15 protein-coding genes and 1 tRNA gene are annotated in these 16,811 nt (G+C 58.0%); 9 read left to right on the top strand and 7 right to left on the bottom strand.

Annotation, left to right across the window (positions count from 1 at the left end):
• The first annotated feature begins 93 nt into the window (after positions 1-93).
• Positions 94-1,365, top strand: a complete 1,272-nt coding sequence (locus tag AC2FNC_RS10280) for an NAD(P)/FAD-dependent oxidoreductase (protein WP_480519053.1) — start codon at positions 94-96, stop codon at positions 1,363-1,365.
• Between the two features lie 2 nt (positions 1,366-1,367).
• On the opposite strand, the gene AC2FNC_RS10275 is transcribed toward AC2FNC_RS10280, so the two are convergent.
• Entirely contained in the window at positions 1,368-2,069 is a 702-nt protein-coding gene (locus AC2FNC_RS10275; RefSeq protein WP_496715245.1) for an SDR family oxidoreductase, read from the bottom strand.
• 131 nt (positions 2,070-2,200) lie between these two features.
• Complete coding sequence (locus tag AC2FNC_RS10270) at positions 2,201-3,103, bottom strand: LysR family transcriptional regulator (RefSeq protein WP_496715243.1); 903 nt, start codon at positions 3,101-3,103, stop codon at positions 2,201-2,203.
• Between the two features lie 75 nt (positions 3,104-3,178).
• Here AC2FNC_RS10270 and AC2FNC_RS10265 point away from each other — a divergent pair, with 75 nt between their 5' ends.
• From AC2FNC_RS10265 to AC2FNC_RS10245, 5 genes are all read left to right on the top strand, one after another.
• The gene (locus AC2FNC_RS10265; RefSeq protein WP_496715241.1) at positions 3,179-6,391 is read left to right on the top strand and encodes a reductive dehalogenase; all 3,213 of its coding nucleotides are present in this window, start codon (positions 3,179-3,181) and stop codon (positions 6,389-6,391) included.
• 125 nt (positions 6,392-6,516) lie between these two features.
• Complete coding sequence (locus AC2FNC_RS10260; protein WP_480493673.1) at positions 6,517-7,383, top strand: FAD binding domain-containing protein; 867 nt, start codon at positions 6,517-6,519, stop codon at positions 7,381-7,383.
• Complete coding sequence (locus AC2FNC_RS10255; protein WP_209504694.1) at positions 7,380-7,859, top strand: (2Fe-2S)-binding protein; 480 nt, start codon at positions 7,380-7,382, stop codon at positions 7,857-7,859. The genes AC2FNC_RS10260 and AC2FNC_RS10255 overlap by 4 nt, the downstream gene beginning before the upstream one ends.
• A complete protein-coding gene (locus AC2FNC_RS10250; protein WP_480519047.1) occupies positions 7,859-10,114 on the top strand; it encodes a xanthine dehydrogenase family protein molybdopterin-binding subunit in 2,256 nt (751 codons plus the stop codon). The genes AC2FNC_RS10255 and AC2FNC_RS10250 overlap by 1 nt, the downstream gene beginning before the upstream one ends.
• Positions 10,107-10,352 (top strand): MoaD/ThiS family protein, encoded by a 246-nt coding sequence (locus tag AC2FNC_RS10245; RefSeq protein ID WP_480519045.1) that lies wholly within the window; start codon positions 10,107-10,109, stop codon positions 10,350-10,352. Before AC2FNC_RS10250 ends, AC2FNC_RS10245 begins: the two co-directional genes overlap by 8 nt.
• Here the strand turns inward: AC2FNC_RS10245 and AC2FNC_RS10240 are convergent.
• On the bottom strand, positions 10,349-11,053 hold the full coding sequence (locus AC2FNC_RS10240) for a lysophospholipid acyltransferase family protein (protein WP_480475628.1): 705 nt from the start codon (positions 11,051-11,053) through the stop codon (positions 10,349-10,351). The genes AC2FNC_RS10245 and AC2FNC_RS10240 overlap by 4 nt on opposite strands.
• A gap of 141 nt (positions 11,054-11,194) precedes the next feature.
• On the opposite strand from AC2FNC_RS10240, the gene AC2FNC_RS10235 reads away from it, so the two are divergent.
• A tRNA-Trp gene (locus tag AC2FNC_RS10235) sits at positions 11,195-11,270 on the top strand.
• A gap of 164 nt (positions 11,271-11,434) precedes the next feature.
• Here the strand turns inward: AC2FNC_RS10235 and AC2FNC_RS10230 are convergent.
• Positions 11,435-11,647, bottom strand: coding sequence for a hypothetical protein (locus tag AC2FNC_RS10230; protein ID WP_480493678.1), 213 nt, complete (start codon positions 11,645-11,647; stop codon positions 11,435-11,437).
• Positions 11,648-12,090: 443 nt separating this feature from the next.
• On the opposite strand from AC2FNC_RS10230, the gene lptF reads away from it, so the two are divergent.
• A complete protein-coding gene (gene lptF / locus AC2FNC_RS10225; RefSeq protein ID WP_496715237.1) occupies positions 12,091-13,230 on the top strand; it encodes an LPS export ABC transporter permease LptF in 1,140 nt (379 codons plus the stop codon).
• A 2-nt stretch (positions 13,231-13,232) separates the two neighbouring features.
• Here the strand turns inward: lptF and AC2FNC_RS10220 are convergent, their stop codons facing one another.
• The gene (locus AC2FNC_RS10220; RefSeq protein ID WP_496715235.1) at positions 13,233-14,066 is read right to left on the bottom strand and encodes a LysR family transcriptional regulator; all 834 of its coding nucleotides are present in this window, start codon (positions 14,064-14,066) and stop codon (positions 13,233-13,235) included.
• Positions 14,067-14,167: 101 nt separating this feature from the next.
• On the opposite strand from AC2FNC_RS10220, the gene AC2FNC_RS10215 reads away from it, so the two are divergent.
• Positions 14,168-14,758 (top strand): HD domain-containing protein, encoded by a 591-nt coding sequence (locus tag AC2FNC_RS10215; RefSeq protein WP_496715233.1) that lies wholly within the window; start codon positions 14,168-14,170, stop codon positions 14,756-14,758.
• On the opposite strand, the gene speB is transcribed toward AC2FNC_RS10215, so the two are convergent.
• A complete protein-coding gene (gene speB, locus AC2FNC_RS10210) occupies positions 14,755-15,597 on the bottom strand; it encodes an agmatinase (protein ID WP_480519037.1) in 843 nt (280 codons plus the stop codon). The two genes, AC2FNC_RS10215 and speB, sit on opposite strands and share 4 nt — an antisense overlap.
• Complete coding sequence (gene nspC, locus AC2FNC_RS10205) at positions 15,594-16,763, bottom strand: carboxynorspermidine decarboxylase (RefSeq protein WP_496715232.1); 1,170 nt, start codon at positions 16,761-16,763, stop codon at positions 15,594-15,596. The genes speB and nspC overlap by 4 nt, the downstream gene beginning before the upstream one ends.
• Between the last annotated feature and the right edge of the window lie 48 nt (positions 16,764-16,811).

Below are 16,811 nucleotides of genomic sequence, written 5' to 3'. Positions count from 1 at the left end.
GGGGTTTTTTCGTTGTTGACCCGACCACAGTTGCCCACTTGCAAAGGACGTGCAGCGGTATGATGATCCGCCGAAAAGACTCAGAGGTCTGACGTGAACGATCCCGAACAAGCCTTGTGGCGGACTACATGTACCGAAGCAGTCACTGCTCTGCCGCTGAGCAGTGACAAAACTGTCGATCTGGCCATTATAGGTGGCGGATATACCGGGTGTTCAGCTGCCTTGACGGCAGCCCGTACCGGCGCTTCGGTCTGTTTGCTTGAAGCGCAGAAGATCGGGTTTGGCGGGTCAGGGCGCAATGTCGGTCTGGTCAATGCCGGGCTGTGGCTGCCACCGGATGAGATCCGCGCGCATATCGGTGCAGAGGCTGGTGATCGCCTGATCGATCTGCTGGGCAAAGCACCGTCAGACGTTTTTTCCCTGATCGAAGAACACGGCATCACATGTGAGCCCATTCGCAACGGAACCCTGCATTGCGCGCATTCCGCCTCGGGCCTGAAGGACCTGCAAACGCGACATGCGCAGCTAAGCGGGTCTGGCGCGCCGGTAGCGCTGCTGTCGGCGGATCAGGCCCGTGACCGGACCGGCAGCGATGCTTTTCATGGGGCGTTGTTCGACCCTCGCGCAGGAACAATACAACCCTTGGCTTATGTCATGGGATTGGCGCGTGCCGCGTCTCAGGCCGGGGTGCAGATCCATGAACAAAGCGCGGTGCAGACCCTTCGGCACGAAGGTGGGCAATGGGTGTTGACCACACCGAGCGGGACTGTAAGGGCCAAGTCCGTCATTCAGGCAACCAACGCCTATCACCTTGGCTTGCCAGATACTGCGCCTGCCTATGTTCCCGTTTATTACTTTCAATACGCTACGGCCCCGCTGTCGCATAATCTGCGCGCCAGCATTCTGCCGCAGGCAGAAGGATGCTGGGATACCGGGCTGATCATGACGTCCTTCCGGCTGGATCAGGCGGGGCGGATGATCATTGGCGGCATGGGTGATCTGGGGAATGCAGGACGCAGCGCGCATACCGGATGGGTCCGACGCAAACTGGCTGAGCTTTATCCTCAGCTTGCCGATCAGCCGTTTGAACAGGGTTGGCACGGGCGGATTGCCATGACCTCGGACCATATCCCGAAAATCACGCAGATTGGCCCCAACGCTCTGGCCGCGCACGGATATTCCGGCCGTGGTATCGGCCCTGGCACGGTGTTCGGGCGAATGATGGCCGAAAGTCTTCTTGCAGGTGAGCTTTCGCTTTTGCCCGTTCCTGCGGTGCATGAGCATCGCGAAAGCTGGACGCGCGTGCGCCGCGCCTTTTTTGAATCCGGCGCGGCGCTGACGCATCTGATAAAGGCGCGGATCTGAATTCAGACCGAGCGGGTAATGCCACCATCAACCCGGATATTCTGCCCGGTGATGTAGCCACCGCCTTCGGATGCCAGCAGGGCCACGACCGAGGCGACCTCGTCATAACTGCGCCCATAGCGCCCCATGGGAATGCGAGCGCGGAATTCTTCTTTTTCGGGCAGGCTGTCAATGAAACCGGGCAGGATGTTGTTCATGCGGATGTTTTCGGCAGCGTATTTGTCCGAGAACAGTTTGGTGAACGCGGCCAGCCCGGCGCGAAACACACCTGAGGTCGGGAAAACCGGGTCAGGTTCGAATGCAGCGAAGGTCGAGATATTGATGATCGATCCACCGCCCTGCGCCTGCATGATCGGTGTCACAAGCCGCGTGGGGCGGACCGCATTCATAAAGTAGACGTCCATACCGGTGTGCCAATCCTCGTCCGTCAACTCAAGGATCGGAGCACGGGGGCCGTGGCCGGCGGAATTGACCAAGACGTCAATGCGCCCCCAATGGGCCATGGCCGTATCAACAAGCTTTTGCAGATCCACCGTGGACTGGTTCGAGCCGGTTACACCGACGCCTCCCAACTTATGCGCCAGCGCTTCGCCCTTGCCCGAGGATGACAATATCCCGACCTTGAAACCGTCCGCGGCCAGCCGCCGAGCGGAATCTGCGCCCATGCCGCTGCCGCCTGCGGTGATAAGTGCTACTTTCTCCATCTGACGTCTCCGTTTTCATTTGGTTTCAGGATGGCGAATGATTTGCGGTTTGACCAATCAGTTTTGTTGAGTACTCGTGACCGTGTCCCGCAGCCGAACCTGGCCCGGGTCATGCGCAGCTGACGGCTGTCTCAGGTCTGAAGGGACGCTGCGATGGCTTCTATCCGGCCGCGTAACCAGCGATGGGCGGGGTCATTGGTCGATCTTTGATGCCAGACCATATAGATGGACACAGGCGGGCAGGCGAAAGGTAACGGTGCGCAATCCAGCGCGGCAAGTGGGCCCTGTTTCATCAGTGCCGTATCTGTCGAGATCAGGTCGCTGCCCTGCACAAAGGCCGGGATCGCGTTGAAATGCGGCAGGGTTACAACCGCAGGATTGATCTGGCTTTGATCAACGCCGCGCATCACGGCACGGGCGTTTCGGCCATCGGCAAATCGCACCTCGACATGGTCGCTGTGGCAATAGTCCTGCCAGCTGCCCGGTGGTCGGCGTTGCGTGGCGTCGTAGAACACCATCAGCGGGCTTTCGATCAGTCTTTTCTGGAAAATATCCGGTCCGTCGGGCGGCAGCGGGGTTAGCATCAACTGGCACCGGTCGCTGCGCAACAACTCGGGATCGGGCACACCCGATGGGATGAATTCCAACCGCAGGCGCACGCCTTCGGCGCGGGTGTCACGCAGCAGCTGTGGAAAGATCAGCTCGCGTGGCATGTCATTGGAGGCGATGCGGATGTTGATCTGTTCCGACAACGGATCGAACGGTCGGCCGTCGGTCAGCGCGCGCATCCCGTCCAGTACCTTTTGCGCAGGCTCCTTCAGGGACAGGGCGCGTTCGGTAGGCGTTAGACCCTGACCTGAACGAACAAAGAGCGGGTCGCCCAGAACCTGCCGCAGTTTGGCCAGTGTATGGCTGATCGCAGATTGCGTAACCCCCAGCCGATCTGCGGCTTTCGAGACCGAGCTTTCCTCGAGTATCGTCAAAAAAATGCGTAGAACCTTGCCATCAAGGTCAGTGAAATCAATTTTGCTCATACTATTTATGATTAATCATGAATGGTTTTGCTGTCCAAGGAGGGGTACGGGACGGGAATCAACAGGAGATATTCGATGGGGATCCGTTTATTCTCGGACAGAAACCGGCCCGTTCATATGGGCGGTTACCCGCTGGAGCGTTTGGCACGGCAAAATGACATGCCGGATCTGTCGCTTGTGCTCCCTTTGGCCGAGCTGAGTTTCCGCCGACCGGAACACCCTGACAGCATCGTCAATGCGATGGGTGAGTTTCAGGCGATGATGGACGCCATCCGCGACGGAATGGTGAACCCGGTTGCCTCGGAGATTCCATCGAACCCGCAGGAACGGGCCAACCACATTAAAGCATTCGGCTATTTCAACGATGCGTCGATGATGGGGTGCGGACCGCTGCCATCTGATGCGCTGTTGCCCGAGGCCCGCCGCAATCCCGATATTGACCGGCTTGCCCACGCTTTGCGCACCCGTCAGACCAAAACGCTGGCATCCGGGATCGACGTCATCATGGCTGATCTGAAAGACAGTATGGAGGCCGCGCCCAAGCCAATCGACAGCCATCGGCACAGCATTGTCTTTCTTTACGAACACAACCGCGACCCCGACCTGTCCGAACCCGGAGCTGATTGGATTGTCGACGCCCAGGATCATCGTGCCTGTCTGCTGGCGACCGAGAACGCGGTGGTCATCGCCAATTACATCCGCCTATTGGGCTTTGACGCGCGGGCGCACAGCATGATGTCGACCGACATTGATTTGGGCAAGCTGGCGGTTGCCGCTGGGCTGGCTTCGGTCGAGAATGGCGAGGTCGTCGTGCCCTGGCTGGGCAAGCGCTTTTGTTTGGCCGCTGTGACGACTGAGATGCCGATCGCCCATGACAAACCGCTCAAGCCTATGGCCGATCAGCCCTGGTTCCGGACGCAGGGGCCGGCATGGTGGTTGGGAACGGGCTTTGCCAAGAACGCCCTCAACCGTGACCCCTATGCCAAGCGGCGCTATGTGGACGGGGCACATCCGTTTGAGAAACTCAAACGGGTCGAGACACCTACGACCTTTATTGACGAAGAGAATGTCGCTCGCGTGCCCAAGCGTGCGGATATGTTTGCCCGGGCGCAGTTCGGAGATATGGGCAAGCCGCTACAGGACGCGGCCAAAGGTGGGTACTACGTACGCAAGGCAGCACCGAGTTTTGCCCAACGCCGCGCTTTGGGTGCGTTTGTGCTGTTGCAGGACGGTGAAAGCGCTGACGCGTCCAAGCAATCTGACGCGCAACGCAACGCAGCAAACATCAAGGCTGCGACTTATTTTCTGGGGGTCGATGCGGTGGGTCTCAGCCGCTGCCCGGAATGGGCCTGGTATTCCCATGACGCGACCGGCGAAGAAATCGTACCGCCCCATGATCAGGCCGTCAGCATGATCATCGATCAGGGATATGAGACTATGGCGGGTGCCAGCGGCGACGACTGGATCAGCGTCGCCCAATCGATGCGCGCCTATCTGAGATTCTCCTTGCTGGGCGGCGTGATTGCACAGCAGATCCGCAATCTGGGCTACAAGGCCAAGGCGCACACGGTGATGGATGGCGAAGTTCTGCAACCTCCGCTTTTGTTGTTGTCCGGTCTGGGCGAAGTCAGCCGGATCGGCGAAGTGATCCTGAACCCCTATCTGGGGCCCCGCCTGAAATCAGGCGTGGTGACCACCGATATGCCGATCGCGCATGACAGGCCCATTGATTTCGGTCTGCAAAGCTTTTGTGAGTCTTGCAACAAATGCGCGCGCGAATGCCCATCGGGCGCGATCACGGCCGGGCCAAAGCTGATGTTCAACGGCTATGAAATCTGGAAATCCGACAGCCAGAAATGCGCGACCTACCGCGTGACCACTCCGGGCGGCGCGATGTGCGGGCGGTGCATGAAGACCTGCCCCTGGAACCTTGAGGGTATCTTCAAGGAACGCCCGTTCCGCTGGGCCGCGATGAACATCCCCTCTGCGGCGCCTGCATTGGCCAAGCTGGATGATGCGGTTGGCAATGGCGGTCTGAACGACACCAAGAAATGGTGGTGGGATATCGAGTTGCAGCCCGACGGGGCGTATCGGCCAACAACACACCCTTTGAACCGGCGCGATCTGCAAAAGGATCTGGACCTTAGATACGAGGATCAGACATTGGCGGTCTACCCGGCCTATTTGGCCCCGCACCCTTGGCCCTATCCGTTTGCAATGGATCGCGAGGCAGGAATTGCCGCCTATGAGGCTTTGGTGACAGCCAAAGAGTACAAGGCGCGCAAAGCTGCGGGGGATATGTCGATCATTCATCGCTATCAGGTCGCAGGTGATGCGCCGGTGATGAGGGTCGCTGTGACTAAGGTCGACAAGATGACCGCTGACGTCACCAAGTATGAATTTGCCTCCCTTGACGGTGCGCCGCTTCCGGAATGGTCCGCAGGCGCGCATCTGGATGTGCTTGTCGCGCCAGAGTTCCTGCGACAATACTCCATGTCCGGCGACCCGTCAGAACGGGGAACCTATCAGATCGGTGTTCTGCGCGAGGATGAAGGGCGGGGTGGCTCGGCATTGCTGCACCGAATTTTCAACGTAGGGCGCAAGGTTTTCATATCGAAACCGATCAACCATTTCGAACTGGACGAAGAGGCGTCCAGAACCATTTTGATGGGGGGTGGTATCGGTATCACTCCGATGATCGCATTTGCTCATCGCCTGCATGCATTGGGCATGGATTTCGAGTTGCACTACTCGGCCAGGACGCGGGGCGGTGCGGGGTATCTGGATGATCTGGCGGGGATGCCCTGGGCGAACCGCGTCCACTACCATTTCTCGGATGAAGGCACGCGCGCTGATCTGGATGCGATCCTTTCGGGGTATCAGCAGGGATGGCACGTCTATACGTGCGGGCCTGATCGGTTCATGGATGGCGTCATGCAGGCGGCCGAACATCAGGGTTTCCCCGAAGAGGCCCGACATCTTGAATATTTCTCTGTCCCGGAAACCCCGGAATACGAAAATCACCCATTTACCCTGAAACTCGCGCGTTCTGGTAGAACGCTGCCGGTGCCCGCAGACAAGGATGCCGCGCAGGTTCTGAACGAGGCGGGTTTCCACGTGGATGTGAAATGTGCCGATGGTATCTGTGGTGTGTGCAAATGTGGTGTCCTTTCGGGCGAGGTCGAGCATCGGGATTTCGTGCTGTCCAAAAAGCAGCGCCAAGGGGCCATGATTCTGTGCCAAAGCCGCGCTGTGGCGCCGGATGGTGTGATCGAGCTCGATCTGTAAGCATGGTCAGAAAGCGACCTTTGGACGGTGAAATTTGGTCGCTCGGCCCATGGACGTCAGGTGGGTGGTGAATTAACGTCGCCCGGAACCCAGATATCCCTGACCAACAGGTGCGAGGTAGCATTATGGATTATCACAGCCCCGCCAGCTTTGCCGAGGCTTCGGCTCTGGCCGCAAATGCGACGGGCATCACGCGCTTTCTGGCGGGCGGCACTGACGTATTGGTGCAGCTGCGCTCGGAGTTGGTGACGCCTGATACGCTGATCGACATCAAGAAAATCAACGGTGTACACGACATCACCCGCAACGCTGATGGAAGCTGGACGTTGGGAATTGCCGCAACCGGTGCCGAAATGAGCGAGCATCCTGAGTTGGGTCGTGACTGGCCCGGTGTGGTCGAGGCGATGGACCTGATCGGATCAACCCAGGTGCAGGGGCGCGCAACACCGACCGGTAACCTGTGTAACGGCTCACCTGCGGCTGATTCCGTGCCCGCCATGGTCGCAGCTAGTGTGACCGTCACCGTGACCGGTCCGGACGGTACTCGCGAAGTCGCGGTCGAGCATATTCCGACCGGCCCCGGCAAAACCTCGCTGGCCAAAGGCGAGCTGATCTCGGCGGTCAATATCCCGGCACGTGGAGAAAACGGCGGCGATGCCTATCTGCGGTTCATCCCCCGCACCGAAATGGACATCGCTGTGGTTGGCGTTGGCGTGAACCTGCGTCTTGACGGCGACACCATCACCGAGGCCCGTGTATCACTGGGCGCTGTGGCCCCGACCGTTCTGCTGGTCGAAGACTGTGCCAAGGCCATTATCGGCAGCACGCTGGATGATGCAGCCCTGGAAGCGCTGGCCGCCGCCGCCTCTGCCGCCTGTAACCCGATTGACGACAAGCGCGGCACGATCGCGTTCCGTACCGAGGTCGCAGGCGTTCTGGCCAAGCGCGCCGCAAAAATTGCTTATGCCCGCGCGAAGGGAGAAGACGCATGAAAAAGTTCCACGTAACCACCACCGTGAATGGCGATGCGGTCGAATACCTGTGTGATCCGCGTGAAACCCTGCTGGATTGTCTGCGTGACAAGTTGAACCTGACAGGCGCGAAAGAGGGGTGTGGCACCGGCGATTGCGGCGCATGCTCGGTCACCGTTGATGGCCGTCTGGTCTGTTCATGTCTGATGCTGGGTGTCGAGGCCGAGGGTAAGCAGATCGAAACCGTCGAAGGCATTGCCGACGGTGATATTCTGCATCCGCTGCAAAAGAAGATGATCGAATACGCCGCCCTGCAATGCGGCATCTGCACGCCAGGCATTCTGGTGGCGGCCAAGTCTCTGCTGGAGAAAAACCCGAACCCGACCGAGGAAGAAACGCGGTATTGGCTGGCAGGCAACCTCTGCCGTTGTACTGGATATGACAAGATCATTCGCGCCGTGATGGATACGGCGGCTGAGATGCGGGAGGCGTCGTAATGGCTCTGGACGATCGTAAATCAGATTTCACTTTTGTCGGCACCCGCCCCAACCGCCCGGACGGTCTGGACAAGGTGACAGGTCGCGCCAAATTCGGTGCGGATGCCTACGCCCCGGGAATGCTGCATGGCGCGATCCTGCGCTCACCTCATGCTCATGCGCGGATTGTGAAGATCGACGCGTCGAAAGCCGAGGCGCATAAGGATGTCAAAGCTGTTGTAACGCGTGCCGACTTTGCTGACGTGCCGTTCAAACCCGGTCTGGAAGGCGAATTCTATAACGTTCTGGAAAACGTTATGGCCGGTGAGAAAGCGCTATATGACGGGCACGCGGTTGCAGCGGTTGCTGCGACTTCGGCATTGGCGGCTCGTGACGCGCTCAAGCTGATCGAGGTCGAGTACGAAGTGCTGCCCCACGTCACCGATGTGGATAAGGCGATGGCACCGGATGCGCCTGTCATCCGCGAAGGAGCTGCGGATTATTCCGTGCCGGAAGGAATGCACCCGAACGTTGTCCGCTACCATGAAAGCGGTCACGGCGATGTCGAGGCCGGATTTGCCGAAGCTGATCTGGTCATCGAAGACAGTTTCGTCACCGAAGCGACGCATCAGGGTTATATCGAACCGCACGCTTGTTTGGCCATATTGGGTAATGACGGTAAGGGTGAGTTGTGGTGCACGACGCAGGGGCATTGGATTGCGCAGAAAACCTGTGCCGCGCTTCTGGGGATCGAAACCTCGCAGTTGCGTGTCACTGCGTCTGAGATCGGCGGAGGGTTTGGCGGTAAGACAACCGTTTTCATCGAACCCGTCGCATTAGCGCTCAGCCGTAAGGCCAATCGCCCGGTCAAGCTTGTGATGACCCGGTCCGAGGTGTTCCGGGCTACTGGTCCGACTTCGTCTGCCTCGATGGACGTCAAAATCGGCATGAAGAAAGACGGCACGATCTCGGCGGCTCAGGGCATCTTCCGCCTTCAGGGCGGAGCCTTTCCCGGCGCGCCGGGCGACATGACTGCCATGTGTGCCTTTGCGCCGTACAACCTGACCAACGTCAAGCAGATCGGCTATGACGTTATGGCCAACCGCCCAAAGCAGGCAGCGTACCGCGCGCCGGGTGCACCGATGGGTGCCTTTGCGGTCGAGTCGGTGATTGACGAGTTGTGCAACAAGCTGGGTCTCGACCCCGTTGAGGTACGCCTGAAAAACGCCGCGCATGAGGGCACGAAGGCCAGCTATGGACCGACCTACGAGCGCATCGGTCTTGTCGAAACGCTAGAAGCAGCCAAGGCGCATCCTCATTATTCGGCTCCGCTGAAGCCGGGGCAGGGGCGCGGTATTTCCTGTGGCTTCTGGTTCAACCATGGTGGCGAGACCAGCGTGTCGCTTGCCTTGTCCGAGGATGGCTCGGCTCAGGTGATGGTCGGAACGCCTGATATCGGTGGTTCGCGCGCATCGATGGCCCTGATGGCGGCCGAGGTTCTGGGCATCCCGTATGAGAATATCCGGGTGACCATCGCCGATACGGCCACACTGGGCTACAATGACGTAAGCCATGGCTCTCGCGTGACCTATGCGTCAGGGCTGGCAACTATCAAGGCTGCGAGGCACGCGGTCGAGAAACTGTGCGAACGGGCTGCGGCCAAATGGGGCATCCCGGTTGATGCGGTGAAATGGGAAAACGGCTGTGCGGTGCCCTCAGGCCCGAATGCAGGCGATTTCGATCCGATGCCGCTGGCCGATATCACCGCTGATATGGGCCGAACCGGTGGTCCGATCTCGGGCCATTTCGAGGCAACCCCCGAAGGTGCTGGCGTGTCCTTTGGCACCCACATCGTCGATGCCGAGGTTGACCCGGAAACCGGTAAGACCAGTGTGACCCGCTACACGGTCATTCAGGACGCGGGCAAAGCGATCCACCCGACCTATGTCGAAGGCCAGTATCAGGGCGGTGCCGCGCAAGGTATCGGCTGGGCCCTGAACGAGGAATATATCTACGGCGAAGACGGTCGATTGCAGAACTCGATCTTTCTCGACTACCGCATCCCGGTGGCCAGCGACCTGCCGATGATCGACACCGTGATCGTCGAGGTTCCGAATCCGGGCCACCCATTTGGAGTTCGCGGTGTGGGCGAAACGGGTATCGTGCCGCCACTGGCCGCCATCGCCAACGCTGTGTCCAACGCGGCTGGCGTGCGAATGAAGCGGCTGCCGATGTCGCCGCCACGCATTCTGGCCGCTCTCAAGGGCAATGGTTGAGGTTCACCTCTGGTCCGGCCTCCGGTCACTGACCGGGGGCCAGCAGGTGGTTGAGGTCGAGGCCAAAACCACCGGAGAGTTGCTGCGTGCGCTCGTGCGTGCGTATCCGCAGCTTCAAGCACCCATCGACGCTGGCGTATCTATCGCTGTCGACGGGCGCGTGATCGCGACCGGGCTGACCGAACCGATTCCCGAAGGCAGTGAAGTCTATTTGATGCAAAGGCTGAGGGGCGGTTAAGCGTCAGGCGACCAAGGCTCGCGCCCGACCATTCGGTCTGCTTCGGCCGTGATATCGTTCATGTGTTGTTCGAGACTCAAACGCAGCGTTTCTATTTCGTCTTCGCTGGCTTTCCGCGGAACTGTTTCTGTCCATTCTCGGCACAGAAAAACCCCCTCGTTACCCCATGGGCGGGGCATCAAAAGATGATCCCATGTTCCTGCTTCTCGCCCATGTTTCGCCGAAAAGGTAATACCAAAAACACGTTTACCCGATGTTCGCGCCCAAACCAGCGGAACCGTCGACAAAACCCGCTCTGGCCCACGGGGGCCGTCCGCCGCTATGCCAATGGATATCCCCTGTTTCATTTTGCCTAATACCTGTCGCGACAGGGCGACATGGCGTGCCTTGCTGGCCATGGCAATGGTGTCCATTCCAAACAACTTTTGCACGCGACCCACCATGCTGCCAGCCCGCGCAGAAGATGTAATCGAACAGATGCGCCCCTTGTCCAGCGGGAAAAAATAAGGCGACTGCGCCAGCCGTTGATGCCAGAGAACAACGATGACCGGCTCACCCTGTTCAGCCAACTGGTCCAGTTCTTCATAGCCGATGCGCTGCCAACGTGTGTTGCGGTGTACCAGCCGAATATAATTTGCAATCCGACGCGCCACCCAGTTTAGCACAGCTTCGCTGTCTGCAATCTTCTTACGGAGGTTCACGCCGGGTTCCTTCTGCTAACCGGTCCTTGTCTTAGCGCACCACGCATTTTGCGCAACTTGTTTGTCCGGACATTTCGTGGATCGGAATCTGAAAAAGCCTCTTGAGTCCGCCGCGCGGCTGGCATATCTGGGGCTCACTACAGGGGTATAGCTCAGTTGGTAGAGCGACGGTCTCCAAAACCGTAGGTCGCGGGTTCGAACCCTGCTGCCCCTGCCATTGAAATTGTCCGAATACTAAGTTGTGATTTCCAAGGATGAACGGGTTTCAGCCTTTGAGTTCGCTATACCTGTCTTCAGCTATTTCGCGCTTGGATCAATACTAGTCGCAGCATTGGCTTCGACAACACTGCTACAATGGCGCGAGGCCATCGTGACCTGTTGTTATCTTTTGTTGGCACCTGTTTTTTCGTGCGGGCGTACCGCATCCAGTTTTTCAGCCCACATATTCTGATATTCTTGAAACACCGCTGGTTTGTCTGAGTGGAGCGCCATCAATGCACACGCGGCCCACATAGCGACATCGTAATCCGAGTCGGTCTTTTTCAGTAATTGCGCATTCAGTGCAGCGGCTTCTGATGTCGAAGGTTTATGCATTGCCATCGGACCCCTTGTGCCAACTGATACTGTTATTTGCAATCGTCCTGTCACGGACATTCACCAAAACCGACAGGTATCATTATGTGGGTAGAACAGTGAATGGGCTGGAAACAAGGCGTTAACGTGTCGTTAACTTTTTGCTGGGGTTCTTGTCCATAAGAGTGTTCATGTGACCGGTTCAAAGGTGAACTAAATCACAGACCAATCACTAGAATCCCGCTTTACTTACAACTGTTACGAGTTGGCGCTCACGTTCGGTACATGACGCTGTTTTGTTTTTCCCTCCTGTGGCCGGGGCGCGCTTGTGGTTGAGCGCGCCCTTCCTATGTCCGAATAACTAGGTTGCCGCCGATGCCGGTTCTGAGGCGGTAATCGAGGTTTCCTTGGGTGGGCGATTGACTTATTGTCCGGCCACGACGCAATCAGCCGGATGAGGATAAATGTCGCGTTTTGATGGATATTTTCTGCGGCAATTGCTGGTTTTATTCGGCTTCTTCACCCTCGTCCTGGTGGGTGTCTTCTGGATCACCCGTTCTGTCAGCCTGTTTGACAAAGTCATCAGCGGTGGCCAGTCCGCTATGGTGTTTCTTGAATTCACCGCGCTTACCCTGCCAACGCTTGTTCGTACGGTTATGCCGATGGCGGTATTTGCGGCTGCCGTCTATGCGACTAACAGATTGAGTCGCGAAAGCGAGATGACAGTGATGCTGGCAACCGGGTCAAGCCCGTGGCGACTGGCGCGGGCCGTTGTTTTGTTCGGTGTGATCACCGGTCTGATGATGGCTGCCATCAGTGTGTTCCTGCGCCCTGCATCGGTCCAACAACTGGAATACCGGCAAGCCGAAGTAGCAGGAGATGTGACAGCGCAGTTGTTGAATGAAGGCGAATTTCTGCACCCCGCCGAAGATGTTACGGTTTACATCGGTGGCATCGATTTGGACGGTACGTTGCACGAGGTGTTCGTATCCGATCGGCGCGACCCGGAAAACGCAGTCAGCTATTCCAGTGTGACGGCCTATCTGGTCAATAACGACGCGGGAATTCATCTGGTGATGGTCGACGGGGTGGCGCTGCGCTTGAACAAGGCGGGCAGAGTTCTCTCCTCGACCCTGTTTCAGGACGCATCATACGACATTTCGCAACTGACGAACTCAAGCCCGTTGGCAAACCGCAGCCTCGAAGCCATTCCGACCTCTGATTTGATCCTCAACCGGGATACGATTTCAGAAACCGAGGGGTTCAGCCAGGGTAAGTTGATCGAAGAACTGCATCAGCGATTTTCCTGGATAGCCATTTGCATCGCCGTGTCGCTGGCGGGGTATTCAACCCTGATGCTGGGCAGCTTTTCACGGTTTGGATTGTGGCCTCAGATTTTGGGTGCCTTTACCATTCTTGTGCTGCTTGAAGGCGTACGCGGGTTTGTGTCCCCGGTTGTGATCGATGACCCGAAGCTTTGGGCACTGCTTTACCTTCCTGCCGTTATGGGTGTGTTGATCTCGTGCTGTTTTCTGCTTGTCGCAGGTCGTCCGCTTTTGCGGAAACGTGCGCGCGGGTCCGAGGTCATCCCAACACCCGCTTGATTTCAGGTTCGAAGTTCTTCCAGACAACAACGAATGTCGTCGAATTCTTCGCGATCGCCACGGGCGACCAAACACATCGGCAACGGCAGGCTTACACTGTCTTCGACCCGTTCGAGCGCACCCGAAGCCAGATGTTGCGAAATGACGTAGTCGGGGAAGTAGCCGCATCCGCCTCTTTGCAGGACATATCGTAGCGCCATCATGCAATTGCCAAGAAACAAGGTCTGCCCTGAGGCGCGTCGCACAGCCGATCTAACGTGATCCTGGTAGATCTCTCCAAGTTCAAGATTGACGAAGACCAAATCGTTTTCTGCCGTTGCTGCTTGCGGGGTTCTGACGAGGGTTAGAAGCTCCGGTTCCAGTTCGTGATAGGTGACGCGTCGGTCTGATGGCGTTTCATGCGTGACCGCCACGTCCAGCACATGGGTCGCCACAGCTTCAACCATGTTCAGATCGTGATCGTAATTCAGTGTCAGCAGCAGTTTGTCAAAGCGCTGTTCGAACCGAACAGCCAGATCCACAAGCAAAGGGTCCCAGATGCTGAGCTGACCACCCAACCGAAGTGCCGGGCGGTTTTGCGTCTGCAACGGTAAGTCGCGCGACGCGAAGGCCCAAAGGGACAATATTTGTTCTGCATACGGTTTGAATTGTCTGCCAAATTCGGTCAGCGCTGTACCACCGGCGCCGCGGGTAAACAGTGGTCTGCCGGTTTCTTCTTCGATCAGATGAATGCGCGCGCTGACGGCCGTTTGAGTCACATTCAGCTTACGGGCAGCGGCATGAAAACCACCCGTTTCAGCCACACATAGAAAGGTTTCCAAAGCTTTGGTTCGCATACCGAGAGTATTTTTTGATCATTGTGATGAAATCAATTTATTTTTTTGAAGTTGCGACTCGTAATATTGTCGACTTCAGGAAACACGCCAAGGGATCAGCCATGCTGGACAAAAGCCACAAACCGACCTGGACCAGTTTTGAGAATGCCACCAAGGCCGACTGGGACGCCGTTATGGATTATGAAGAGGCGTATAATGCGGCTCTGCCGGATCGCATCCTCGACGCTATTCGGTCGTTGGACGAGGAATGGACACCCTATCCGGTCAACCGGTATCAGCACAGCCTTCAGGCCGCGACCCGGGCTTATGAGGATGGCGCGGATGAGGAGTTGGTGGTCGCCGCTCTGATCCACGATACCGGCGATATTCTGTCACCCTACAACCATGGAGAGCTGTCAGCGGCGATGATGAAGCCGTATGTCAGCGAGAAAACCTATTGGATACTCAAACACCATTGCGTGTTTCAGGGTTACTACTACAACCACCACCTTGGCGGCGACCGCGACGCGCGCGACAAGTATCGCGACAGCCCCCATTGGGAAGACTGTCGCTATTTCTGCCATGAATATGATCAGAAGGCGTTTGACCCAGACTATCCGACGAAACCGCTGGAGTTTTTTGAACCCATGCTGCGCCGCATCCTGAGCAAGGGCGAAGGCCATATGGAGCTGAACGAAACTGCCGAAGATTAACAGGCGGCCATCAGGCGATAGACAATCTGAGCTGTGGTGAAGTCCCAGGCGGCATTGCCGTCCGGGGCCAGCTCAACCACGTCGAAGCCCACGCATCTGCGCCCCTTGAGCGCGTGTTCGACCAGTCGCAGTGCCTGATAATAGCCCAACCCACCGGGCACCGGTGTTCCGGTGGCGGGCATCAGCGATGGATCCAACCCATCAACGTCGAAGCTGACATAGACCAGCTCGGGGAAGTCTGCAGGCAGGTCAACCGAATGGATGTTACCTGTCACCAGTTCCTCGGCATCCACGTGAAAAACGTGGTTTTTCAGTCGGCTTTGGGCCTCTTCAGTTGAAAAAGCGCGGACACCGAACTGGGCCAGCCGCACGCCTTCTTCGGCAAGCAGGTGCATCACTGAGGCGTGAGAGTGTTTTTCGCCCTGATAGGCGTTGCGCAGGTCGGCATGGGCGTCGATCTGGACGATGCCGATGGGTTGGTTTAGTGCACGGGCTACACCTATCACTGCGCCATAGCTGAGGGAATGCTCGCCGCCCAAAGTGACCGGCACCTTTCCGGCCCGAATTGCAGCCTCGGTGCGGTGCGCAAGGCGTTCCATCACCTCGGGCAACGGGCCGTCACAATTCAGCGGTTCTTCGGTGAAAATCCCTTCGACACAGGGCTCCGCGTGACCGGTGATGCGTTCCAGTTCATTGCTGGCCTCGATAATCGCTTCGGGGCCTTTGGCCGTGCCGGAACCGTAAGAGACCGTGCGCTCCAAAGGCACCGGGATCACGCGAAAGCGGGCATCTTCGGTGCGTTCGGATGTGGTCAATTCGCTGTCGAGAAAAATGCTCATGAGAGTCTGTCCTTGAAGTCGTCATATCCGAACTGCCGGATGATCTTCAGCTCGTCCGTTTCGCTGTTCCACAGGGCGATTGTGGGCAGGGGGACGCCATTGAAAGTGTTCGTCTTGACCATCGAGTAGTGCGCCTGATCGAGGAAGGCAAAACGTTGCCCGATCTCCAGCGGCTTGTCCCAGGTGTAGTCGCCAATAACGTCACCCGCCAGGCAGGACGGGCCGCCAAGGCGATAGGTATGGCCTGTTTCGGCCTCATCCATCAGGGCAGGGCGATAGGGGGCCTCGATCACGTCGGGCATGTGGCATGTGGCCGAAATATCGGTGATCGCGAGGTTCATGCCGTTGGTCGGCAGGTCGAGGATTTCACCGATCAGAACACCTGCGTCCAGCGCCACAGCCTCGCCGGGTTCGAGATAGACATCTATACCGTAAGTTTCTCGGGTGGTTTGGATGAAGGCCACCAGCCCGTCGCGGTCATAATCGTCGCGGGTGATGTGGTGGCCACCGCCGAAGTTCAGCCACTTGAGCTGATCAAGGTACGGTTTGAGCTTCGGTTCGACAGCGTCCCAGGTGCGCTGCAAAGGCGCAAACCCTTGTTCACAAAGCGTATGCATGTGCAACCCGTCAACACCGCGCAGGGTGTCGGCGGTCAGTTGGCTGACCGGTGTGCCAAGGCGCGAGCACGGGGCGCAGGGATCGTATTTCGGAACCTCGCCTTCGGAATGTTCCGGATTAATGCGCAGGCCAACGTGCACTTTGGCGGCTTGGGCTTTGGCGAGAAACCGATCCTTTTGGGCAGGGGAGTTGAATATGACGTGATCGGACAACGACAGGATTTCGTCGAAATCCGCGTCTTTGTACCCGGCGCAGAAGGTGGCGACCTCTCCGCCATATTCCTCGCGGCCCAGCCGGGCCTCATAGATACCCGAGGCGCAGGTGCCCACAAGGTGTCGGCGCACCAACGGGGCCAGTGAGAACATTGAAAACGCCTTGAGCGCGCTGAGAACATGCGCGCCGGAACGGGTTCCGACATCAGCGAGGATTTTCAGGTTCCGTTCAACCGCTTTTTCGTCGACCACAAAGCAAGGGCTGGGTACACGGGAGAGGTTGAAATTGCGGAAGGCACCGGCGTCTCCGGCCTGTGTGGTCATCATGTCGGACATAACCGGCGTCTCCGTTTGGTGGAGAGGCCGGGGGCGCTGCCCCCGGAC

The organism is Ruegeria sp. BHSA123 (assembly GCF_059613425.1).
Note: the sequence above shows the minus strand (reverse complement) of the source record. Positions and strands in the feature narration are given on the sequence as shown.